The organism is Paludibacterium denitrificans, from assembly GCF_009707705.1.
Lineage (GTDB): Bacteria > Pseudomonadota > Gammaproteobacteria > Burkholderiales > Chromobacteriaceae > Paludibacterium_A > Paludibacterium_A denitrificans.
On record NZ_WLYX01000001.1, the window covers coordinates 3,109,528 to 3,130,689 of the forward strand.

Sequence of the window (21,162 nt, forward strand, 5' to 3'; positions counted from 1 at the left end):
GTACAAATCAATACCCGTCAAAAAATTCACCGAATATACTTGAATGTATATCCGGGAGAAATCCATACATAAATTCGGAGTAATTTTCAGGATATTCATTCTTGACACTATCAACCAAATCAGGAGCAATTAGTTTAATATTTGCATACCTCGACCAATCAATACCTTTCCTGAAAAGTACTTTCTTTTTATTAATTGCTGCCAAAGATGTAAACTGATTAACGATTCTTTGTGAAAACTTACCCGCACGATACTTTGACTTCTCAAAGCACTGCTCCATTATCTGCAGAGCCATTTGATAATCACCAGATCTATACTTGGCAAGAGCCATCAACCACAACACTGCCCAATCAAATTTTTCATGCAACTGTTTAAGTTGCAGATCATTAACAAATTTATCAATATCAGCGCTAGAAATATCTTCCTTATGGGACATTCCCTCAATCACCGATACGGTACCATCAAAATCAACTGGCTTGCAAAAATCATTTCGATTGACAAGTTGTCGAAGACCCATCTCAACATGATATTTACCAAATCGATCAATCATAGCCTTTACTGGCTCAGATTCAATATAACGCTCCTCAACATCCAAATTTTCTAATCTCCACCACAATTTTGAATAGTCTTTATAGCTTAAACGCCAAAATTTGTCTGTATTTTCATACCAAAAAAAATTAATACGATCTTCTGGAATTTCTCTTAAAGTAATTTGATGTTGAATTGTGCCACGAACATTAGCAGCATGCCGCTCTACGCTCTCAGTCTCCTCTCGAAACATGGCAATCAAACTCTGCAGCACATCCAGCCCAAACTTATCATAGATCACTTTGCACACGTAGGTTGATAGCCTTGCCATAAAAAGAGCAAAAATAAATGATGATTTTTTATCTTCATTTACAATGAAATTTTCAAACTGACTCAATGGCTCGTCAAAATTCTCGAACAAAGCATGCCAAGATGGAATAGAGACACTATTAATCCAATTCAGTGCATTTTCTTCACGCTGCTTTGCAACAACTTCACCTGCAGAACGATAGAAGCATAACCGATCTGAGCGACACTCACGATAAACCGAGTTTATAACTCTGGCTAATGGCCAACTCACCTCTCCATCGGTAATACTTGGCAAGTACCAATACGGATCCGGCGGATAAAAAAGCTCATCATCCTTAATATTTAATCTTATTGAGTTATAAACAATAGAGTTGGCGCACTTAGGAACAAGATAATTATGCAGCATCCACAAAATAGATTCTTTCTTTGAGAGATAAGCCACATCATCACGGACAATAGCCGCATACGTTTCAAACAAATCAAAAAACACATCTCCCATTGCAAGATTAGATCTGTCTGCATGTATTGTTCCCGCCAATACATATGAGCACTGACGAACCAAATCCGCAAATTTAGAGAAAAGTTCGCCATGTTCTTTACGGAGTCTATTCAATTTTGTTTGTATTGATTTTTTCCTGTTTCAGTCCAGTCTCTTTCATCTCCATGCTTACGCGGCAAGATACCCACTGCATCATAAGCAAATTTTAAAATATCACCCTGCGTAGGAAATTCATTCATCACTTTTTTCCTATCATTTTTTTGTGGTAATTTTGTTTTGATTTAACTGCGCACCACGATTGCCATGAGATTTGGCGTTTGTTACATTGCTTCCCGTTGTACCTTTATTGCTATTCAAGGCATTACTTCTTTGGTTGTTGCTTTGCGTAGTTGGGGTTTTACTTTTGATCATTGACGGCACTCCTTATTTGAATGAAGCTGATAATAACCTCAATCGAAAGTAATACGTAGCGGAATGATGGCGACAACTTTTTTGCACTGTGCATCCATCCGCCGCCGCACATTGGCCGGCTCAAGTCCAGCCAGACGCAACAGGTTTTCGACCATGCCGGTGGCTTGCCGTAGAGCGCAGCAAAGATGCATTTGATGGTGAGGTAGAATTGAATGGTTCCATCGGAAAATGTTGGCTACCGACCGCGTTTGTCGGTAGCCCCAGCCTGTTTGAACCGCCCCACGTTCACTATATATGTATGGCCGCGTCCAATAGGTTGCGGCCATTTTTTATCGAGCCGACGAATGCCGGTTTTGGGAAACGACCCGCCGCTGCTCGATGGGAAGGCCGCAGGTCGGCCTAAGCTGTCGATAACATCGATGTCATTGGCTGCTAGTTGCAGTAAAGCCGACATTAAAGAATATCGTCGCGTTCCTTCCGGCACGACAAATAATGCGCTCACAGGCTATCCAGCGGACTGCTCACACCCCTGCCTCCCTTGTTCAGTACATGGGTATAAATCATCGTGGTGCTGACATCCGCGTGGCCCAATAGCTCCTGCACCGTGCGAATATCGTAGCCGGATTCAAGCAGATGGGTGGCAAAGCGGTGGCGTAGCGTATGCGGTGTGGCCAGCTTGGCAATGCTTCGGCAGCCGTTACCGCCCGCTTCATCGCTCGCTGCAGTAGCTTTTCATCCTGATGGTGCCGCCGTTGTGCGCCAGAGCGCGGGTCGCGCACATAACCAGTGGTGACAAACACATATTGCCAGCCCCATTCCTGCCGGGCATGCGGGTATTTTCGTGCCAGCGCATCGGGTAAAAACACATCAGCCATTCCGGCCTGCAAGTCTGCTTCATGGATGGCGCGCCGCCGCTGCAGGTGGGCCTGTAGTGGTGCCACCGGGCTCTGAGGCAACATTGTCACTCTGTCTTTCACCCCCTTGCCATCGCGGATCAGAATTTCGCCACGCCCGAAGTCGATGTCTTTGACCCGCAGGCGCATGCACTCCATCAGCCGCATGCCGGTGCCGTATAGCAAACGCAGCTGCAGCGCGTACTGCCCATCGACCTGCGCCAGCAGTGCCGCGACCTCCTGTCGCGTCAGAACGACTGGCAGATGCCGGATGGTCTGGCCCGAACAACCTCATCTAGCCGGGCAAGTTCAGCATCAGCACATCACGATAGAGGAGCAGAAGCGCAGACAATGCTTGATTTTGCGTGGATGCAGACACCTGACCTTCAACGGCCAGATGGGTGAGAAAGCTACCGACCTCCGCAGCCCCCATCTCGCGAGGGTGCCGATGATGGTGAAAGCGCAAAAAGCGCCGTACCCAATTGACGTATTGCTGCTCGGTGCGCAGGCTGTAATGCCTGACTCGCAGCGTCTCGCGCAACACATCGAGCAAGCGTGGCGCGGTAGTCCCATCTAGCTGTGTACTTTCAGGCATTGGCAACTCTAATGGCTTGTAAAACAAATAGAAATGCGAATATCATTCCTAGTTATACATACAGACAAACCAAATATACACCTGCAAAGGTGTATATTTCCCGTTATGCCGTAGCACATCAGCAATGATCATTAGGAAATTTCATGACTTACGAGCAAGAACGCCCCAATATTCCAGCTGAGATAAAGCGTCAAGTTATGACAGAAGCGGGGCACCGCTGCATTGTTCAACACTGCCATGAACATATCGTTGAAATACATCACATTGATGAAAATCGAGAAAACAACGACCCAAACAATTTGGCTGTTTTATGCGACAAACATCACAAACTTGCCCACAGCAAATCCATCTCAAGAATGGATCTAAGAAAGTACAAAGAACTACTATTGAATCAAAACCAGTCGCCCAGCGTACACTCTAGTGAGCACGATAGACAGCTACTCAAGGAAATTAATGGAATATTTTCTTATGAAACAATACTTCTCATTAAGAATGAACACTTTGGGCGATTTGTAAAAGACGAAGTCATTCATCCACTTTATCAATTATCTTTTCGTGAAAAAGACCCTCTTTTTAAGTTCTCAGATCAGAATCTCGAATCTCTAAGACTGGATGTTATGAATAATGTAACCAAATTAATGCATCACTTTAGCCAGCGATCAGTTGGATCAACTGGTGGTTACGAATATATAGACATCAGCAAAATCCGCTCAACACACCCAGAAATGGTTGATTATTGGATTAAATACTCCGAGAACACAGTGAATTTAGCACAGGATTTTTGCAATTCAATGCTGCGACTAAGAGCAGAATTAATAAATTACGCATAACAAATCATTCCAGCGGACCGTCAAAAAGCTGCGCTTTTCGCCGTCCGCTTAATTCAAATGTTAGGTGCCTCGATAAATATGGCCGAACAACTCACTGCTGCCGTCGGACAAAGCTTACTTGCCATCGGCCTATACACAGTTTCATTTGAATCGATGGTTCTTTCGTTTCGAGAGAAAATGTACGGTTATCTCCAGGGCTCATGACGCATCTTCTCTTGGCAATTTTATGAAGGCTTGCCGTACCAGTGACAATACTTTTAAGTTTTGCGCGCCAAAGCTAATCGAGTTTGGAATTCTCGAAAAGGCAGACGTGGATAGCTTGAATGAAATGCGAAAACGGAGAAATAGATTCGCTCATGAAGGGTATAACGAAGTCATGAACGTCACTGTCGCCGACGTTGAAGATGACGTCCATCTAATGCACAGAATTACTCAAAAGGTGCAGCTCTGGAGAAATGCGACCCCTCCTCCGCTTGCCGTAGGTGAGTCGGCTTCGTTCTCGATTTCCCCCGCCATATTTGGCTTGTACTTGAATGTCGCAACAGACATCGCTTGGTCCAAACTACCTTTGGAGAAACCAAGTGCCAGCACCTAACCAATCATTCCACCGGACCTGCGCAAAAAGCCGCGCAGGCCGGTGAATTCAAATGTTAGGCGAATATGCCGTGACCCGAAAAATCGAAGACATCGCGAGATTGTACCTGCTCAATGAGTTCAGCCATGACACTTACTCATTCGAGAACAAGCAACCCGAAGACAGGGGGTTCGACCTGTGGCTCGTTGATAAAGAATCAGGGACTAAGCGAAAGGCTGAACTCAAGGCGCATAACGGCACGTATCAGCGCCGTAGCAACCTCTTTGAGCGACTAATATTTAATGCCGAAATCGAGCGGGAGCTATTCGAGAGAGGCGATACAGTCATTGTTCGCGTTTTTATCGGCACTCAGCCTTACAGAGTGTTCATCATTACTAATGCAATCTTGTCTTCGGGCGCTGCTCTTGAGGCAGAGGCACGGTATGTTTTACGTGGACAAATCAACTATGACAAATCGTTCATTGAGCTCGCCTAACCCCGCAGTCAAGAGGGACGAGCCTTCGGCGCGCCCCTTACCTTTTCGTTAGGCCGGACGTGTCCTGTATTCCGTGTAAACCTATCGCTTCACACTTACCTGTCGAGTGACCACTTAGGCCGAGCAAGAGCCACACACGTATATCTAAAGAAAAATCTAATTCTGATCGAAACAGGATACTTTTTCTTATGCACTACTCCACTACCAAATTCGACGACGTCACCAAGCAACCGACGGCATGCAAATCGATTGCGAAAGCTGATCGTTAACCCTGTGACGGATTTGTGCCGTTACTATTTTGGCGCTTGATCCAGAATTGCGCCGTAACACAGTAACATCAACCATTACTGCAACGTACTGTACCGTAAAATCATGTTAGGCAAATGGCGTAAGCCTTTGATTTTAATTAACTAATAAAACATATTCCTGACTTGAAAACCGGCGTGGGTGCGAGCCCATCGTGAGTTCGAATCTCACCGCTTCCGCCAATTTTCCGCAGTGACATCAATATGTCACTGCGAATCAATGACTTAGAATCGATCCTGTCGCTGTAGTGTGTTACTGTTTGCACATGAGAGACGACAAAAAAATGCCAGCCAGACAGGTCGGTGTTTACCGCCGTAGTGGTTCACGCAGTTATTACTGCCACATCTACATTCCCAAGCACTTGCAGGATGCCTTTCAGGGCAAAACCTCAATCGTTCGTTCCTTAGGCACTACAGAGCTAGCCGAAGCCAATCGCAGAGCCATAGAAGCTCGCAGGGAAATGGATGCCAAGTTCCAAGCCCTTGAAGCCGGGCAATGTTCCACCACTCTTGAAACGCTCACCTCTGAGCAAATCCGCGCCATCGCTCAAGACGAACTTGCCAAGGCTCTAGCTCTGGATGAGCAGAAACGGATTGATGGGCTAACTCCAGAACAGGCTGAGGTCAGAAGCCAAGGCTCTGAGTGGACAGCCAAGCAAGCCACCAAGGTCATGGCAACAGGAGCGAAGGAAGTTGACCTCCTTGAGGCTGACCTCCTACTTGCTCTGCGTGGATTCCGAGTTGCACCTGATTCTCCATCGCGTAAACAACTTGCTTTCGAGATGGCCAAGGTGAAGCGTGAAGTTGCCAAGGCCAAAGCAGAGCGCAACCAAGGGGAATGGGTCGAGACACCACCAAGGGTTGAGAACCCGATAGCGGCCCCAGCACCCTCTTCCAGAGCGGTCAACGGAAAGACGCTGGAGGACATGCTTGAAGCCTACCATGTCGAAAGAAAACTGACGGCTCAGACCCTTCAGGACTACCAGCATAAGGTACGGTCGTTCGTTGAAGTGAACGGCTTGCTTCCAGTTAACGCCTACAGCAAAGAACACTGCCTTGCGTTCAAGAACCGTCTGGTTGAGGAAGGTCGGCCAGCCAAGACCATAAACACCAAATATTTGGCCTTTGTCGGTACGGTCTTCAGATACGCCCACGCTAATGGGGTAATCCCAACGAACCCCATGGACGGAGTCAAGGTCATGGCTCGTGGGGAATCCACTACCCCCGAGAGGGCTTACACACTAGCCGATCTGAAAGCGATCTTCAGCGCCCCAATCTTCACCAAAGGAGAGAGGCCAAAGAAGTGGGGCCGATCTAAGCCGCTGGGCGAAGCTGTTTTCTGGATTCCCCTGCTCGCTCTGTTCACTGGAGCAAGACAGAACGAACTCTGCCAGCTTGAGAAGGCTGATGTTGTCGACTATGGAGATGGGCGTTACTACCTATCCATCAACATGGAGAATGGAAAGAAGCTGAAGATGGGCAGGAAGAACGTCCGCTCAGTACCCATCCATCACGAACTGATTCGGCTTGGATTCTTGGATTATGTAGCGAAACAGGCCGATGACGGGATGCTGTTTCCAGAGCTGACCAGAGACGAACGGGGAAAGACCAATGAGCAATTCTCCAAGTGGTTCAATGGTGCCCTGAAGGACTGGGGGATTAAACGCGCAGGCATCAACTTCCACAGTTTCCGCCATACCTTCAAGGATATCTGCAGGGAGTGTGGGATCGATGAGGCTGTTCATGATGCACTTACTGGACACCGTACCACCGCATCAGTAGGGAGACAGTATGGTAGCGGTCAATACCCTCTTCCCCCGCTTTTCAAAGCTATGGAGCATTTCACAGTCAGGGTGTCAATCAGCGTCGAATTTTGACCAGCAAACAGCGTCCAAATTTGACCAGGCAAATCAGCCGTTTTTCCTCCTCTGCTTGAACCGGTAAGAGTCATTTCCGGTTTCCAGAATGTCGCAGTGGTGCGTCACCCGATCCAGCAGCGCAGTGGTCATCTTGGCATCGCCAAACACGCTCACCCACTCCCCGAAACTCAGATTGGTCGTGATGATCAGCGAAGTCTTCTCATACAACTGACTGATCAGGTGAAACAGCAACGCCCCACCCGATTCGGGGAATGGCAGGTAGCCCAGCTCATCCAGAATCACGGCATCCATCAGTACCAGTTGGCGTGCCAGCAGTCCCGTTTTACCCTGCTGTTTCTCTTTCTCCAACTGGTTCACCGGGTCTACCGCATTGTAGAACCGCACCCGTTTGCCCTGATGAATGGCCGCAATACCCAAGGCTGTCGCCGGTGGGTTTTACCGGTTCCAGTGCCTCCCACCAGGATCAGGTTGTGCGCGGTATCCAAATAGCTGCCACTCGCCAGTTGCTTGATACGGGCTGACTCCAGCGGGGTCTCTGACCAGTCAATGCCGCTCAGGTCACGGTGCACCGGGAAGCGCGCTGCTTTGAGTTGATAGCTCAGACTGCGTGCCTGTCGGTCGGCTTGTTCTGCATCGAGCAATCGTCGCAGCAGCGCCTCTCCCGAAAGGGGGTGCCGGTGAACCTCTGCTTGCAATTCGCGCCATGCTTCGGCCATGCCGTACAACCGCAGTGTTTGCAGTCGGGCCAGATGGGAGGACTCAGACATGCGCCACCTCCCGCAGGGTATCGTAGCGGTCGCAATTCGCCACCGGCTCCTCACGGAGGCTCAATGTGTCGGGTGTCTCCACCACGGCCACTCGAGGGGGGCGGGTCAATCGCCGTAACTCGTTCAGTACAATTGCCGTGCTGGGCTTACCATATTTCTGCGCCAGTTGGCAGGCCACTTCCAGCGTCTCCAGGCCGGATTCACGCGCCACCAGCAGTAGCTCGGCAAAGGCACGATCTCCCCGGGCTGTTTAAGGGCCTGCTGACGAACCGCTTCGATAGCGGGAGGGAGGACCCATTCGATGAATGGCCGCCCGTGACGGAGGGCACCAGGTTTCGTCTCCAGTATCGACAGGTAATGCCGGGGCTCGCAGACCATCTGGTCCCGGCCAAAGTGGCGAACATGGCAGGCCAGCTCCGGCCATCGGCCACGATACGAATCGTGCTTAAGCATTGATACGTACCGAAACGACCTTGCTAGCCCATTCGGCGGGGACGCTATAACGGTTGCGATCCACCGAGACCAGACAGGTGCTGGAGACGCGCAACAGATGTTCGACGTAACCGTCGAACGGCATGGTGACCGGTCGCAGATGAGGGCGTTCCACCTTCAGTACATCCGCAATGGTGGCCTCTTGCGTGGGATGACGTCGTCCCGCCAGTTCTCGACAGCGCTGTTCCAGCCACTGGTTCAAGCCGCTGAAGTCAGCAAAGCGCGGCGTCGGAGTGAATAGCCATTCACGGATATTGCCCACCTGATTCTCGACCGGCCCTTCTCCCAGCCTGAAGCCGTGCAGGCTACCGGCTCAAACAGGTAATGATTCGCCAGCGCCAGAAAGCGGCGATTGAACTGGCGCTCTTTGTTTAAGCAAACACTGTCTCCACCACGGTCTTGAGGTTGTCGTAGACCATCTTGTGCGGGACCCCACCGAAGAAAGCGAAGGCGCGGCGATGGGCATCGAACACCATCTCCCGGGTCTCGCGCGGATAGGCAACGACAAACATCTGCCGACTGTAGGTCAGACGGAAATGGGCTAGTTTGATGGTCTGGGTAACACCACCGAGCACCACATGTTCGTAGCTCCAGTCGAACTGACCCACTTCACCAGGAGCGAATGACAACGGGACAAAAGCCTGTGTTCTGACGATCTTTGTAGCACTCGCATTCCAGGCCCGGACATAGCGCTGGATGCTGTCGTAGGCCCCGCGATAGCCTTCAGCTTGTAGGAATTCGAATAATCGGCGAGCCGTACGGCGCTGCGCTTTGGGCAGAGAGTGGTCGAGCTCAAGCCACTGCTCCAGTGTTGCCTGAAAGGCACCCAGTTGCGGTTTGGGTTGACGTTGCCGTTGGTAGGTGGGTTCGGCGGTAGTGTTGAGGTATGTCTTGACGGTGTTGCGGGAAAGGTTGAGAGATCGGGCGATGGCACTGATGCTCTCGCCGTTGACGAGGTGTCGGCGACGAATCTTGCCGATGGATTCCATGCAAAGCACTCCGGGTAGACCTCCGCCTAAAAGGCGGAAGTGTGGCACACCCGGGGTGGTCAAAATTGGACGCTGATCACCCCGGAAACCTGGTCACTTTTGCACGCTGTTTTACAATCAATTGGAGGTTGACACTATTTGCCTGACTGCTCTGTTTGAGCGTGCTCGTAAGGCGACGATGTTGTCGCCGATAGGTACTGGATTCGTCTTCTGGCTGGCACACGAGATCGTGGCGGCGAAGCTCGTGCTGACCTGGATCATCATCAATACTTTGCCAGATGCCATTACCTTCGTTCTGACTTCGCGTCTGATAAAGCGCCCACTCCCCAACCAGCAGATCACCTATTGGCACAACTTGCAGATCGCCCTGCGTTCCTTGCAGGGATTGTGCTGGGGCTCCGCTGTGATCTTCTTCCATGTGGCGGGGCCAGATTCCTTGGTTTACGACATGACCATCTTGGTGGTGTTGGTTGCCGTTTCCGCCGCTTAAGCATCGTCAATACGGCCCCTTCATTCCGTACCTCGTTTGGTTTTACCTTCTGCGTACTCATAATCCCGATCGGCTACTACTTCTGGTTGGGCGACCCGATCTATATCAAGCTGGCTACTGGCTCGACCATACTGCTGCTGGTCATACTCCAATTTGGGTGGGATGCTTACCAACAGTTCGTCGATGGTGCGAAACAGTTAGTGTTGAATCGACGAATCTCCCTACAACTGGAAATGCGGAACAATGAGCTTGATGAACTCAATAGACAGCTCAGTGTTACTGCCAGTCACGACAGTTTGACTGACCTGTACAACCGGCATTTCATCGTTGCTCAATTGGAGCAGCAACTAGATCTTTTTAGGCGTCATGGCAATCCATGCAGCATCGTTCTGATTGATATCGATCGGTTCAAACAGGTCAACGACCAGTTTGGGCATGCCTCGGGCGATGAGGTACTGGTTGCCTTCTAGAGCGGACTGAGTCGCAAATACGATTAGGCGATACTTTCGGACGCTATGGAGGCGAAGAGTTCTTGTTGGTCTTGCCGATGACAGAATTGCCCTCTGCACTGAGTCTTGCCGAGCGCATGCGTGGTTATTTGGCAAGTACGCCTCTGCTAGAGCATCCTCGACCTTTGACGATTACTGCCTCATTCGGCGTTGCACAAATAAAGGCCAACGAATCAATCGATACCGGCTTATCCGAGCTGATAAGGCACTTTATCGCGCCAAGGGAAATGGTAGAAACTGCGTAATGGCTGATTAATTTCGACCAGAAGTTTTAAGCGCACGCGGCATCTTCTCGTGTGTTCGACAGGGTGCCCTCACCCTCATGCCAGTCAACCAAAACTCGCCATTTTTGATAGTGCATTAATCCTGGTTTGTGAGTTCCAGTTTTTTCAAGTCGAAACCCCGGTTTTTTAGTCGATTTAGCAGCGCGTTATAGTCTGTTAGGCTAACCTTCGGTGTTCTGGAAAGAATCCACAGGTATTCTTTTTGGGGCTCACTCACGTCGCGATAATCCTTACCAAGGTCAATGACCCAATACTTGCCCCAAACGAACGGTAGGCCCGATAGCCACGAAGGGACAAATCTAACCTCGAGCTTGGGTGACGTGGAAGGGCTTGGCTATCTTGCCACGCCAATCGCTTCACTGACTACCCTGAAGATGCTGGCGATCGCACTGGTGATATGCGGCCTGCTGATCAACATGTTTGGATTCCCGTTCCACAAATCGGTTTCGGCCGTCGCCGGAGCCGGACGCAAGTAACAACGAGATAAACACTATGTTAACTGGACAATGCCTGTGTGGCGAAATCACTTATCGCGTAAAAGGCGAACCAACACGCGTTAGCTACTGCCACTGTGTGGAATGCCGCCGATTCACTGGTTCGGCGGTACTAATCGGCGCACTAGTTAACCGCAATGTCTTTGAAATGAATGGCAACACAATGCAATACCGCTCATCTCTGCAAGGCATACGGCATTTTTGCGGCAACTGTGGTTCCAGCATGTTTTACGAGTTCGATAATTATCCTGACCGAATCGAAATCTTGGTCGGCACAATGGACAACGCGGATACCGTGATTCCGACCTTCCACGGTTTTTACAGCGAACGCATCGGCTGGTTCGATGTAGCGGATACGTTACCGCGCTGGCACACGATGCCTTCTTAGCGGGGCGTGTCCGGAATTTTGTGTAAAGCTGCTATTGGCTGCCGTTCGGCCGAAGCAGACATTCTCCCTTTTCAAGAACTACGGCCGCTTGCTAGCTTGTTCCTACCATTGGTTAAAACCAGCAACTCAGAGAGGCAGGGGACGATCTTGTATGACGTTCTTCATGACCGGGGTCGAGGTCAGGCGCTGAACGCTGGGCAACGTGGAAAGCTGTTCATCGTAAAGCTGCTGAAATGTAGCCAGATCGCAGGTGAGCACATGCAGCAGGTAGTCCGGGTCTCCAAAAAGTCGCTGCGCCTGGATAACCTGCGGAATGGCTGTCAGGGCATCTTCAAACGCCTTGACTGCTTGGTGATCGCCATCGCGCATGGTGACAAAAACCAGTGCCGAGAAATTTAACCCCACGCGCTGGGGGTCAAGGTGGGCACGATAGCCCTGAATCGCCCCGGCTTGCTCCAAAGCACGTACCCGGCGATGACACGGGGAGACGCTAAGTCCTATGCGTTCGGCCAAGTCGGTAACCGACAAGCGTCCATCACACTGTAGCTCCGCAAGAATCTTGCGATCTAGCTTATCCATGTAGAAAACTTTCCCAAAAATCGTGCCATTCGCACCAGTATTCGGAAGCACATTCTAGCCACCAATGGATAGTATTTCCAAAACTTGATTGAAATTTGGAAATATCAACCCTTTTCATGTTCATGCATGCAAAGGAACCGTGGCAAGAGGAGATAAGAATGGAAAAGCCTATATGTCAGCGACTGTGGGTGGGCAATGAGCCCTGGACAAGGTGGGCAGGAAACGTCCGAGGCGTGTCAGCCATGCCGATAAGCATTGTTGCGGCGTTCTGGGCCGTCTCCATCCTGTTTGTTATTACCCCGGTGTAGATTGGGCCTATGCCATCGCAGTAAGCATACAGGGGCGGGTTGTGATACCTGCGGTTGCTGGCCTGCTGTTTGGTCATCTAACTGCGACCCCGGTAGTAGCCGCTGGCGTAGGAGCCCTGGTCGCCGGTATGCTTAAGCAATGCTTACCATTCTTACCGTGCTGGGTGCCGCCTATTTGCTCTGGGTTGGGATCAACATGCTGCGACACCCTGCCAGTCCAAGCGCGGCAAGCATGGTAGCTACACCATCCCGGCACCATTGGGCGATCAAGGGGGCATGTGTCAGCGGCCTGAACCCCAAGGTATTTCTGCTGTTTCTGGCACTCCTGCCACAGTTCACTACCAAGACAGCCGCGTGGTCGATACCAGTACAGATTGTTGCGCTAGGGCTGATTCACATCATCAGTTGTGGCGTGGTGTATTTATGTGTCGGCTTCAGCGCCCAAGCCGTTTTGCAAAGCCGCCCTCGTGCTGCGCGAGTGGTAAGCCGTGTGTCTGGAGTGGCAATGATCATGATCGGCCTGCTGCTGATCACTGAGCAGGCAGTACGCTGAATCAAGTAGAGACATGTAATTGCAGGCAGGAGGCCATCTGATTGAACAGGACAGCTAGCAAGCGTATTGCGTACTTTATCTGTAAGTCCTGATCTTACGGTAGGTCAGAAGAGTCTGGTGCAACCCACACTGCACACATCACCTATTACAACGTCATCACAACGACAGGCTATATGAACCAACAATCCCCTCTGGGCCAAGCAGCTCACGTTATTGAATCGAATCCGCCCTATGGGCAGATTCCGCATCACACGGGTGAATGCCGCAAGCAAGTGACTACCCGTCGGCTTGCCGATATGCGTACCAATGGAGAAAAGATTGCGGTACTCACGGCATATGACGCCACCTTTGCTGCCACTGCCGATCAGGCAGGTGTCGATTGCATCATGGTTGGCGACTCTCTGGGAATGGTGTGCCAAGGCCGAAGCACGACAGTCGGCGTATCACTCGAAAATATGCTGTACCACACCACATGCGTGGCACAGGGCTTGCAGCGAAGTAATGGGCGAGCGCTGATCGTTGCTGATTTGCCATTTGGCACGTATCAACAATCGCAAGATCGGGCTATCGACGCAGCCATTTTGCTGATGCAGGCGCACAGATGGTCAAACTTGAGGGCGGTGGCTGGACGACTGATATCGTACGCTTTCTGGTTGAAAGAGGAATTCCTGTATGCGGGCATCTGGGGCTGACCCCACAAACGGTATCTGCCCGAGGGTGGCTATCGTCTCCGGTGGACGAGACTCTGATACAGCAGCACAAATACACGCTCAGGCCAAGGCACTGGATGAAGCTGGTGCGGTCATGATGGTGCTAGAAATGGTCCCTGCCACACTGGCAACCCGCATTACAGAAAGCATGTCTTCATGTGTAACTATTGGTATTGGTGCTGGTAATGGCACTGCAGGCCGGTATTGGTTATGCATGACATGCTGGGCTTGAATCTTGGGCGAATGGCAAAATTCGTCCGTAACTTCATGCAGGATGGTTGTGATATCCACGCCAGCTTTGCTGCCTATGTCGCAGCCGTCAAGAACGGAACCTTTCCGGATAACCAGCTGCATGCGTGGTAAGTACGTCAGCCGTTTCTTGTCGATTGCTGTCTATCTGTTTCCCCCGAAGATCTTGATGACTTCGCTTGGCCGCCGTCCATCGGCGGCATCTTTTTTATGGTTGGGTGGCCAATATTTAGCAGCAATAGCCCGTTAATAGTCCTGTCTCACCACATTGTCTGGTGATTAGTATTTCCGTCTCGAAGCTGGAGCTACAATGAATAATCAGGGTTGCTAGCGGCGTTCACTTGTATCCTCAGTGCATGATCATTGCACTTTGCATCTGGAAGAATCGCCAGTAACATCTGGCCCCCATCAACGAACCGTGTATTGACCCCCCTTGCAGGCAGTCACCGGATGAAGGCAAGCAGCAGTGAAATAGAGCATGACGATGACTGGATACAGGTTCATCGTCATCGGGCAACCGGTATAGAAAGTGTACATGCCCACTTTCAGGGCCATGCCTATGACCCGCACGACCATGACGAGGTGCTGGTTGGCATTACCCAGCAGGGCGTGCAGCGATTTCTGTGTCACCGTGCCTTACATACCAGCACGCCGGGGCGCTCCATTCTGATCGAGCCCTGGCGCAGTACATGACGGGCATGCCCCAGAACGCGAGGGCTTCACCTATGCCATGTTGTATCTGCCATTACCCTGGATAGCAGACATGACTTCCCGGCTGGAATTGCCGGAAATTTCTACTTTCTCTGCCTTCAAAAGCACACTGACCGACGACGCACCGCTAAGTGCAGCCATCCAGCAGGCATTCCTTGCGCTCCATACCAATGAAGGGCAGCTTGCCTGCGACCAAAGCCCTGGACCATCTCTTGGCATTACTGTCCGGACAGCTACGACCTGAGCTGATCTTGCCTCCAGTGCAATGCCACTCGCGAGGTCATGCGTGCCCGCGATCTGCTCCATGCACGTATGGAGCAAGACATCGGCCTGGATGAACTGGCTGCCGATGCTCGGCATCGACCGTTTTCGTCTTACCCGCCAGTTCAAACAAGTCTTTGGATTGTCGCCACATGCCTATCTGGTCCGACTGCGACTTCGCACAGCTAGGGCCTTGCTGGCCAGCGGACGCGAACCCGCCCTAGTGGCCATGGATGTGGGGTTTGCCGATCAAAGCCACCGGGCCGCTGGTTCCAGCGCGCCTACCGTCTGACACCGGCAGCTTACCAGCGCCTGTGCACAAACATTCTAGACTGAGCCCCACCCCGACTCCGATCATGAGTGCCACAAAATCATGAATGGAGTGTGCGATGTTCGATACCAAAATAGCCCTGATTGTCCGAAATGACCTTGCCAGCTGGCAGCGGCTGAACGTCGTTGCTTTTCTTGCCAGTGGGGTTGCCGCTGCGGCCCCGGAAGTAATGGGAGAGCCCTATGTCGCTGCCAATGGCCAGCGTTACGGCAATATGCTAGGCCAGCCGATGCTGGTTTTCGAAGCCAGTCTGGATGGATTGCAGCGAGCACACCGACAGGGGCTGGAGCGCGAGTTGACGCTGATTCCCTATGTCTTTTCCATGTTTTCGACCGGGCATGACGAAGCCAATCGACAGGCATTCCCGGCCGAAAATCCTGACCAACTGAATCTTGTCGGCCTGGCTGTCCGTGGGCCCAAGAAGGCTGTCGACAAGGCGGTAAAGGGTCTGTCCCTTCATCCTTGAGTCCGGCCTGGGTGATCTGGCGTGCCATTACATGTCCGCCAGTGATCACCACTGATACCAACATGAAAAGATTCGGCCAGTCGCGACGCCGCTGGCACAGTATGGGAGTGAATGGTTATGGCACTTAGCCTGATTGCTGCATTCTGGGTTGTTTCAACCTTGTGTGCGCTGACGCCCGGTATCGACTGGGCTTATGTGATCGCTGCAGGCATGAACGGGCGGGTGGTACTCCCCGCAGTTTCCGGGATACTGTTAGGTCAACTCACCGTGGCACTGATTGTGGCAGGTTGCGTGGGCGCGCTGGTCGCCAGCCACCCGATTACCCTCACCATGATTAGCCTGACAGGTGCTGCCTACCTGTTGTGGATGGGGTATGGCTTACTCCGCCAGCTTAAACGACAGCTAGGCAGGAGACATTTTCGACATCCAATTCATCAATGACCGGGCACTCAAGGGCGCCTGTGTCAGTGGGTTGAATCCCAAGGTTTTCTTGCTGTTCCTCGCCTTGTTACCGCAGTTCATCGATCAGGCAGCGGGATGGTCGATTACTGTTCAGATCATCATCCTGGCACTGATCCACATCGCCATCTCAGGGGTGGTATATATGGTGGTGGGCTTTAGTGCCAAAGCGGTATTACAGGCCCGTCCCCGTGCAGCAACCGTCGTCAGCCGCCTGTCTGGAGGAGCGATGATAACGATCGCAGCATTCCTCATCATCGAGCATGTCATTCACTAAGCCATCCGGAAGCATGGTGCCGAACCGCCTTTTCGTGCCGCTGGCCTGTTGACGATACGAGAGCGAGGCTAGCGGTCTGAATTGCCCCCGAGCTTGTAGATACTTCCGGGATGGCCGTTGAGAGCTGCAATGCTGCCTGTCAATGTCTGCAACCCAGACGGCGGCATTGGCCGAGCTACGGACGATCCACACCTAGCTGATTGGCATAAAACATAGCCCAAAACCATACTGGATCCTGTAAAATCATGTCATTCACCGCTACATGTAGGCATTGACGTGATTGTTAAGGAGTTGGATCCGTTCCAGTCGGAAGACAAGCTGGCCAAGTCTGGCAGGGCTGCCGAAGAGCAGATGGCCTTTTACCTGAAGCGCTTCTTTGCTACGGACTCAGATGTCTTGATACTCAACGGGGTTCGACTGGAAGATGACGGCGATGCCGCACAGATCGATCACCTGCTGATCCACTCTTACGGGTTGACCATCGTGGAAAGCAAAAGCGTCCACGGCAAGATCCAGATCAAGGATGATGGACAGTGGATCCGTTGGTTTGGTGCCAACCAATCCAAAGGGATTGCCTCTCCACTCACTCAGGCCCGCCTGCAAGAACGCTTCTTCCGCAAAGCTTTGGGTACAGCATCTAAGAACCCTGCTTTCTTTGACAAGTTATCCATCGATATCTACATTGCCATTTCAGATAGCGGCGTGATTGTGTGGCCAAAGAGTGGCCCAGTAGATAACGTCTGTAAAGCAGACCAGATCGCGGACAAGATCATCGAAAGCAATGTATCCCGTGCGCGCCAGTTGATTGAACCAGTGCTATCAGAAGAGAATCGCAAGAAAATTGCGGCATTCCTTTTGGTGAAAAACAAGCCGCTAGTCAAGCAGAGCTTGGCACCCGTGGTGGAACAAGCTACGCGGGTTCACAAGGCTGTTTCCGCTATCCCGGACAGTCCCACTGATACTCCCGCGCATTGCTGCAAACACTGCGGCAGTCATAACCTCGAGATCCGTTACTCATTCAGCTATTTCTTCTACTGCAGAGACTGCGAGAAGAACACATCCATCAAGACCCGTTGCCCACTATGTGGAGAACCCGCTCGCCTACGTAAGCAGAAGAAAGAATTCTTTGCCGAATGCGAAAAAGATCAACATTCAGCACTGTTCTTCGTGAACCCGTAATAAAGTCTGACTTGACGAACAGATGAACAATGGAGTCTTCCACCACAACGGCTCAGGAAGCATTCCCAGCGGGGGTAGTTGCTACCTAGATGACTATTTCTGTTGTCTCAGCCTATCTTCCACCTGAACTGCATCACGATCCGGTAGAACACCAATCCGCACAAGCCCTGGCGATGATCGCATCACGAGTTCTGCCCATCTGAAGACCAATGAGCGCACACGTCAGCCTCTCAGGGGCATGCCAATAGGTACGCAATAGTCGATCTCCCTCAGGCGTCCATGCTTTACCGGCATTCTCTCTAGACTTACAGAGCAGAGCGACAGGCTGGGACCTCTTTATTTGCAATGTGAGAGATGACCAATAAGGCTCTTGCCCACTTGCTTCCATACGCGCATTGTCAGCGAGCATTGCCATCTGCTGATCTATAAAAACCCCCTGTTTGACCAAACGGGTAATGATCGCCGTACGAGTCCTTCCTAATTTGTCGGATAACTCTGTTGTCGTTACCTTCGGTGACGCCTCCCACAGCGCAATCAGGCGATTATCCTCAGTGATCGTCCACCGCTCCCCAGCCCTGGACTCCCTTTGCCGTCCAGCACTTACCGGCTCTTGTACTTCTGTTAGCGCATACTGCTTGCAGACTCTTTTCAGTTGCTCGTAATAGATGGCTCTGGCTTTATCCAGTGCCGGATCTTTGGGTGTCCGTAGCGCCTCCCCACGACCAGTCGGGTCGATCCCCAGCACGAGCTTCTCAACAATCTCAAGTTCTCTACTCATCGCCCCTCCCCCCTGAATACTCAACAATTCCAACTGCTTCTGTTCTGGATGCCTAGTAACCGTTACCGTCGACTAACCCCAAAGCCATGCAGCCCATTGCCATATTCCTTCGTGGCTGATTTGCACAGATAGCTGGCTCGGTAGAACAAGGCTTCAATACTCTGCTGATCACCACGCTGCAGCGGATAGGTGGCATTTGTGTAAAACAGCGTGCAAAAGTGACCAGGTTTCCGGGGTGATCAGCGTCCAATTTTGACCACCCCGGGTGTGCCACACTTCCGCCTTTTAGGCGGAGGTCTACCCGGAGTGCTTTGCATGGAATCCATCGGCAAGATTCGTCGCCGACACCTCGTCAACGGCGAGAGCATCAGTGCCATCGCCCGATCTCTCAACCTTTCCCGCAACACCGTCAAGACATACCTCAACACTACCGCCGAACCCACCTACCAACGGCAACGTCAACCCAAACCGCAACTGGGTGCCTTTCAGGCAACACTGGAGCAGTGGCTTGAGCTCGACCACTCTCTGCCCAAAGCGCAGCGCCGTACGGCTCGCCGATTATTCGAATTCCTACAAGCTGAAGGCTATCGCGGGGCCTACGACAGCATCCAGCGCTATGTCCGGGCCTGGAATGCGAGTGCTACAAAGATCGTCAGAACACAGGCTTTTGTCCCGTTGTCATTCGCTCCTGGTGAAGTGGGTCAGTTCGACTGGAGCTACGAACATGTGGTGCTCGGTGGTGTTACCCAGACCATCAAACTAGCCCATTTCCGTCTGACCTACAGTCGGCAGATGTTTGTCGTTGCCTATCCGCGCGAGACCCGGGAGATGGTGTTCGATGCCCATCGCCGCGCCTTCGCTTTCTTCGGTGGGGTCCCGCACAAGATGGTCTACGACAACCTCAAGACCGTGGTGGAGACAGTGTTTGCTTAAGCAAAGAGCGCCAGTTCAATCGCCGCTTTCTGGCGCTGGCGAATCATTACCTGTTTGAGCCGGTAGCCTGCACGCTTCAGGCTGGGAGAAGGGCCAGGTCGAGAATCAGGTGGGCAATATCCGTGAATGGCTATTCACGCCGACGCCGCGCTTTGCTGACTTCAGCGGCTTGAACCAGTGGCTGGAACAGCGCTGTCGAGAACTGGCGGGACGACGTCATCCCACGCAAGAGGCCACCATTGCGGATGTACTGAAGGTGGAACGCCCTCATCTGCGACCGGTCACCATGCCGTTCGACGGTTACGTCGAACATCTGTTGCGCGTCTCCAGCACCTGTCTGGTCTCGGTGGATCGCAACCGTTATAGCGTCCCCGCCGAATGGGCAAGGTCGTTTCGGTACGTATCAATGCTTAAGCACGATTCGTATCGTGGCCGATGGCCGGAGCTGGCCTGCCATGTTCGCCACTTTGGCCGGGACCAGATGGTCTGCGAGCCCGGCATTACCTGTCGATACTGGAGACGAAACCGGTGCCCTCCGTCACGGGCGGCCATTCATCGAATGGGTCCTCCCTCCCGCTATCGAAGCGGTTCGTCAGCAGGCCCTTAAACAGCCCGGGGGAGATCGTGCCTTTGCCGAGCTACTGCTGGTGGCGCGTGAATCCGGCCCGGAGACGCTGGAAGTGGCCTGCCAACTGGCGCAGAAATATGGTAAGCCCAGCACGGCAATTGTACTGAACGAGTTACGGCGATTGACCCGCCCCCCTCGAGTGGCCGTGGTGGAGACACCCGACACATTGAGCCTCCGTGAGGAGCCGGTGGCGAATTGCGACCGCTACGATACCCTGCGGGAGGTGGCGCATGTCTGAGTCCTCCCATCTGGCCCGACTGCAAACACTGCGGTTGTACGGCATGGCCGAAGCATGGCGCGAATTGCAAGCAGAGGTTCACCGGCACCCCCTTTCGGGAGAGGCGCTGCTGCGACGATTGCTCGATGCAGAACAAGCCGACCGACAGGCACGCAGTCTGAGCTATCAACTCAAAGCAGCGCGCTTCCCGGTGCACCGTGACCTGAGCGGCATTGACTGGTCAGAGACCCCGCTGGAGTCAGCCCGTATCAAGCAACTGGCGAGTGGCAGCTATTTGGATACCGCGCACAACCTGATCCTGGTGGGAGGCACTGGAACCGGTAAAACCCACCGGCGACAGCCTTGGGTATTGCGGCCATTCATCAGGGCAAACGGGTGCGGTTCTACAATGCGGTAGACCCGGTGAACCAGTTGGAGAAAGAGAAACAGCAGGGTAAAACGGGACTGCTGGCACGCCAACTGGTACTGATGGATGCCGTGATTCTGGATGAGCTGGGCTACCTGCCATTCCCCGAATCGGGTGGGGCGTTGCTGTTTCACCTGATCAGTCAGTTGTATGAGAAGACTTCGCTGATCATCACGACCAATCTGAGTTTCGGGGAGTGGGTGAGCGTGTTTGGCGATGCCAAGATGACCACTGCGCTGCTGGATCGGGTGACGCACCACTGCGACATTCTGGAAACCGGAAATGACTCTTACCGGTTCAAGCAGAGGAGGAAAAACGGCTGATTTGCCCTGGTCAAATTTGGACGCTGTTTGCTGGTCAAAA

General features: G+C 52.1%; 32 protein-coding genes and 5 pseudogenes. 22 read left to right on the plus strand and 15 right to left on the minus strand.

Annotated elements, in window-relative coordinates:
- Positions 1-7: 7 nt before the first annotated feature.
- The 6 genes and pseudogenes from GKE73_RS20185 to GKE73_RS26805 form a co-directional block, all read right to left on the minus strand.
- The gene (locus GKE73_RS20185; RefSeq protein WP_230371310.1) at positions 8-1,450 is read right to left on the minus strand and encodes a hypothetical protein; all 1,443 of its coding nucleotides are present in this window, start codon (positions 1,448-1,450) and stop codon (positions 8-10) included.
- Complete coding sequence (locus tag GKE73_RS24340) at positions 1,447-1,575, minus strand: hypothetical protein (RefSeq protein WP_280955045.1); 129 nt, start codon at positions 1,573-1,575, stop codon at positions 1,447-1,449. Before GKE73_RS24340 ends, GKE73_RS20185 begins: the two co-directional genes overlap by 4 nt.
- A 13-nt stretch (positions 1,576-1,588) precedes the next feature.
- Entirely contained in the window at positions 1,589-1,747 is a 159-nt protein-coding gene (locus tag GKE73_RS20190; protein WP_230371311.1) for a hypothetical protein, read from the minus strand.
- Between the two features lie 498 nt (positions 1,748-2,245).
- Positions 2,246-2,416, minus strand: a pseudogene (locus GKE73_RS26795) (tyrosine-type recombinase/integrase); the annotation flags it as partial.
- 38 nt (positions 2,417-2,454) lie between these two features.
- Positions 2,455-2,913, minus strand: a pseudogene (locus GKE73_RS26800) (tyrosine-type recombinase/integrase); the annotation flags it as partial.
- Positions 2,914-2,935: 22 nt separating this feature from the next.
- Entirely contained in the window at positions 2,936-3,184 is a 249-nt protein-coding gene (locus tag GKE73_RS26805) for a phage integrase N-terminal SAM-like domain-containing protein (RefSeq protein ID WP_446686357.1), read from the minus strand.
- A gap of 194 nt (positions 3,185-3,378) precedes the next feature.
- Here GKE73_RS26805 and GKE73_RS20200 point away from each other — a divergent pair, with 194 nt between their 5' ends.
- The 3 genes from GKE73_RS20200 to GKE73_RS20210 all read left to right on the plus strand — a co-directional run bounded on the left by GKE73_RS20200 (position 3,379) and on the right by GKE73_RS20210 (position 7,317).
- The gene (locus tag GKE73_RS20200; RefSeq protein WP_230371312.1) at positions 3,379-4,065 is read left to right on the plus strand and encodes an HNH endonuclease signature motif containing protein; all 687 of its coding nucleotides are present in this window, start codon (positions 3,379-3,381) and stop codon (positions 4,063-4,065) included.
- 647 nt (positions 4,066-4,712) lie between these two features.
- On the plus strand, positions 4,713-5,135 hold the full coding sequence (locus GKE73_RS20205; RefSeq protein ID WP_230371313.1) for a hypothetical protein: 423 nt from the start codon (positions 4,713-4,715) through the stop codon (positions 5,133-5,135).
- A 589-nt stretch (positions 5,136-5,724) separates the two neighbouring features.
- Positions 5,725-7,317 (plus strand): DUF6538 domain-containing protein, encoded by a 1,593-nt coding sequence (locus tag GKE73_RS20210; protein ID WP_312854598.1) that lies wholly within the window; start codon positions 5,725-5,727, stop codon positions 7,315-7,317.
- A 33-nt stretch (positions 7,318-7,350) separates the two neighbouring features.
- Here GKE73_RS20210 and GKE73_RS26245 read toward each other — a convergent pair whose 3' ends face one another.
- The 5 genes from GKE73_RS26245 to istA (GKE73_RS20230) form a co-directional block, all read right to left on the minus strand.
- Positions 7,351-7,704 (minus strand): ATP-binding protein, encoded by a 354-nt coding sequence (locus tag GKE73_RS26245; RefSeq protein ID WP_376767340.1) that lies wholly within the window; start codon positions 7,702-7,704, stop codon positions 7,351-7,353.
- Positions 7,683-8,087: an ATP-binding protein gene (locus GKE73_RS26250; RefSeq protein WP_376767339.1), complete on the minus strand. Its 405-nt coding sequence runs from the start codon at positions 8,085-8,087 to the stop codon at positions 7,683-7,685. Before GKE73_RS26250 ends, GKE73_RS26245 begins: the two co-directional genes overlap by 22 nt.
- Positions 8,080-8,298, minus strand: coding sequence for a hypothetical protein (locus tag GKE73_RS20220; RefSeq protein WP_230369797.1), 219 nt, complete (start codon positions 8,296-8,298; stop codon positions 8,080-8,082). The genes GKE73_RS26250 and GKE73_RS20220 overlap by 8 nt, the downstream gene beginning before the upstream one ends.
- Before the next feature lie 234 nt (positions 8,299-8,532).
- A complete protein-coding gene (locus GKE73_RS20225) occupies positions 8,533-8,841 on the minus strand; it encodes a Mu transposase domain-containing protein (protein WP_230371315.1) in 309 nt (102 codons plus the stop codon).
- Between the two features lie 109 nt (positions 8,842-8,950).
- Positions 8,951-9,568 (minus strand): IS21 family transposase, encoded by a 618-nt coding sequence (gene istA, locus GKE73_RS20230; RefSeq protein ID WP_230369460.1) that lies wholly within the window; start codon positions 9,566-9,568, stop codon positions 8,951-8,953.
- Positions 9,569-9,689: 121 nt separating this feature from the next.
- Between istA (GKE73_RS20230) and GKE73_RS20235 the strand changes: the two genes are divergently transcribed.
- From GKE73_RS20235 to GKE73_RS26255, 3 genes and pseudogenes are all read left to right on the plus strand, one after another.
- The gene (locus GKE73_RS20235) at positions 9,690-10,058 is read left to right on the plus strand and encodes a hypothetical protein (RefSeq protein WP_230371316.1); all 369 of its coding nucleotides are present in this window, start codon (positions 9,690-9,692) and stop codon (positions 10,056-10,058) included.
- Between the two features lie 86 nt (positions 10,059-10,144).
- Complete coding sequence (locus GKE73_RS24345; protein ID WP_280955046.1) at positions 10,145-10,528, plus strand: GGDEF domain-containing protein; 384 nt, start codon at positions 10,145-10,147, stop codon at positions 10,526-10,528.
- A 14-nt stretch (positions 10,529-10,542) separates the two neighbouring features.
- Positions 10,543-10,812 (plus strand): annotated as a pseudogene (locus GKE73_RS26255) (GGDEF domain-containing protein); the annotation flags it as partial.
- Positions 10,813-10,927: 115 nt separating this feature from the next.
- Here the strand turns inward: GKE73_RS26255 and GKE73_RS26260 are convergent.
- A pseudogene (locus GKE73_RS26260) lies at positions 10,928-11,119 on the minus strand (lipocalin family protein); the annotation flags it as partial.
- A 52-nt stretch (positions 11,120-11,171) separates the two neighbouring features.
- On the opposite strand from GKE73_RS26260, the gene GKE73_RS20245 reads away from it, so the two are divergent.
- Positions 11,172-11,327 (plus strand): hypothetical protein, encoded by a 156-nt coding sequence (locus GKE73_RS20245; RefSeq protein WP_230371317.1) that lies wholly within the window; start codon positions 11,172-11,174, stop codon positions 11,325-11,327.
- 16 nt (positions 11,328-11,343) lie between these two features.
- The gene (locus GKE73_RS20250) at positions 11,344-11,733 is read left to right on the plus strand and encodes a GFA family protein (RefSeq protein ID WP_245393869.1); all 390 of its coding nucleotides are present in this window, start codon (positions 11,344-11,346) and stop codon (positions 11,731-11,733) included.
- A gap of 126 nt (positions 11,734-11,859) precedes the next feature.
- Here GKE73_RS20250 and GKE73_RS20255 read toward each other — a convergent pair whose 3' ends face one another.
- Complete coding sequence (locus GKE73_RS20255; RefSeq protein ID WP_230371319.1) at positions 11,860-12,312, minus strand: Lrp/AsnC family transcriptional regulator; 453 nt, start codon at positions 12,310-12,312, stop codon at positions 11,860-11,862.
- A 447-nt stretch (positions 12,313-12,759) separates the two neighbouring features.
- Between GKE73_RS20255 and GKE73_RS20260 the strand changes: the two genes are divergently transcribed.
- From GKE73_RS20260 to GKE73_RS20290, 9 genes and pseudogenes are all read left to right on the plus strand, one after another.
- Positions 12,760-13,173 carry a LysE family translocator gene (locus GKE73_RS20260; protein ID WP_230371320.1) on the plus strand — a complete coding sequence of 138 codons (414 nt, stop codon included), beginning with the start codon at positions 12,760-12,762 and terminating at the stop codon, positions 13,171-13,173.
- A 296-nt stretch (positions 13,174-13,469) separates the two neighbouring features.
- Positions 13,470-14,246 (plus strand): annotated as a pseudogene (gene panB, locus GKE73_RS20265) (3-methyl-2-oxobutanoate hydroxymethyltransferase).
- 336 nt (positions 14,247-14,582) lie between these two features.
- Positions 14,583-14,825 carry an AraC family ligand binding domain-containing protein gene (locus GKE73_RS24350; protein ID WP_280955047.1) on the plus strand — a complete coding sequence of 81 codons (243 nt, stop codon included), beginning with the start codon at positions 14,583-14,585 and terminating at the stop codon, positions 14,823-14,825.
- A 37-nt stretch (positions 14,826-14,862) separates the two neighbouring features.
- Positions 14,863-15,087 (plus strand): hypothetical protein, encoded by a 225-nt coding sequence (locus GKE73_RS24355; RefSeq protein ID WP_280955048.1) that lies wholly within the window; start codon positions 14,863-14,865, stop codon positions 15,085-15,087.
- 42 nt (positions 15,088-15,129) lie between these two features.
- Entirely contained in the window at positions 15,130-15,396 is a 267-nt protein-coding gene (locus tag GKE73_RS20275) for a helix-turn-helix domain-containing protein (RefSeq protein ID WP_230371321.1), read from the plus strand.
- A 97-nt stretch (positions 15,397-15,493) separates the two neighbouring features.
- Positions 15,494-15,901 (plus strand): DUF2000 domain-containing protein, encoded by a 408-nt coding sequence (locus GKE73_RS20280; RefSeq protein WP_230371322.1) that lies wholly within the window; start codon positions 15,494-15,496, stop codon positions 15,899-15,901.
- A 111-nt stretch (positions 15,902-16,012) separates the two neighbouring features.
- Positions 16,013-16,342 carry a LysE family translocator gene (locus tag GKE73_RS24360; protein WP_280955049.1) on the plus strand — a complete coding sequence of 110 codons (330 nt, stop codon included), beginning with the start codon at positions 16,013-16,015 and terminating at the stop codon, positions 16,340-16,342.
- The gene (locus tag GKE73_RS24365) at positions 16,335-16,637 is read left to right on the plus strand and encodes a LysE family transporter (RefSeq protein WP_312854599.1); all 303 of its coding nucleotides are present in this window, start codon (positions 16,335-16,337) and stop codon (positions 16,635-16,637) included. Before GKE73_RS24360 ends, GKE73_RS24365 begins: the two co-directional genes overlap by 8 nt.
- 276 nt (positions 16,638-16,913) lie before the next feature.
- Positions 16,914-17,816, plus strand: coding sequence for a nuclease-related domain-containing protein (locus GKE73_RS20290; RefSeq protein WP_230371323.1), 903 nt, complete (start codon positions 16,914-16,916; stop codon positions 17,814-17,816).
- A 133-nt stretch (positions 17,817-17,949) separates the two neighbouring features.
- Here GKE73_RS20290 and GKE73_RS20295 read toward each other — a convergent pair whose 3' ends face one another.
- Together GKE73_RS20295 and GKE73_RS26265 are read right to left on the minus strand one after the other, a co-directional pair.
- Entirely contained in the window at positions 17,950-18,594 is a 645-nt protein-coding gene (locus GKE73_RS20295; protein WP_230371324.1) for a hypothetical protein, read from the minus strand.
- A gap of 62 nt (positions 18,595-18,656) precedes the next feature.
- Positions 18,657-18,803, minus strand: a complete 147-nt coding sequence (locus GKE73_RS26265) for a YagK/YfjJ domain-containing protein (protein WP_376767452.1) — start codon at positions 18,801-18,803, stop codon at positions 18,657-18,659.
- A gap of 106 nt (positions 18,804-18,909) precedes the next feature.
- Between GKE73_RS26265 and istA (GKE73_RS20300) the strand changes: the two genes are divergently transcribed.
- From istA (GKE73_RS20300) to GKE73_RS26275, 5 genes are all read left to right on the plus strand, one after another.
- Positions 18,910-19,527, plus strand: a complete 618-nt coding sequence (gene istA / locus GKE73_RS20300; RefSeq protein ID WP_230369460.1) for an IS21 family transposase — start codon at positions 18,910-18,912, stop codon at positions 19,525-19,527.
- A 109-nt stretch (positions 19,528-19,636) separates the two neighbouring features.
- Positions 19,637-20,134, plus strand: coding sequence for a Mu transposase domain-containing protein (locus GKE73_RS20305; protein ID WP_230371325.1), 498 nt, complete (start codon positions 19,637-19,639; stop codon positions 20,132-20,134).
- Positions 20,135-20,174: 40 nt separating this feature from the next.
- Positions 20,175-20,393 (plus strand): hypothetical protein, encoded by a 219-nt coding sequence (locus GKE73_RS20310; protein ID WP_230370087.1) that lies wholly within the window; start codon positions 20,175-20,177, stop codon positions 20,391-20,393.
- A complete protein-coding gene (locus GKE73_RS26270) occupies positions 20,386-20,790 on the plus strand; it encodes an ATP-binding protein (RefSeq protein WP_376767339.1) in 405 nt (134 codons plus the stop codon). The genes GKE73_RS20310 and GKE73_RS26270 overlap by 8 nt, the downstream gene beginning before the upstream one ends.
- A complete protein-coding gene (locus GKE73_RS26275; protein WP_376767340.1) occupies positions 20,769-21,122 on the plus strand; it encodes an ATP-binding protein in 354 nt (117 codons plus the stop codon). The genes GKE73_RS26270 and GKE73_RS26275 overlap by 22 nt, the downstream gene beginning before the upstream one ends.
- Positions 21,123-21,162: the final 40 nt, after the last annotated feature.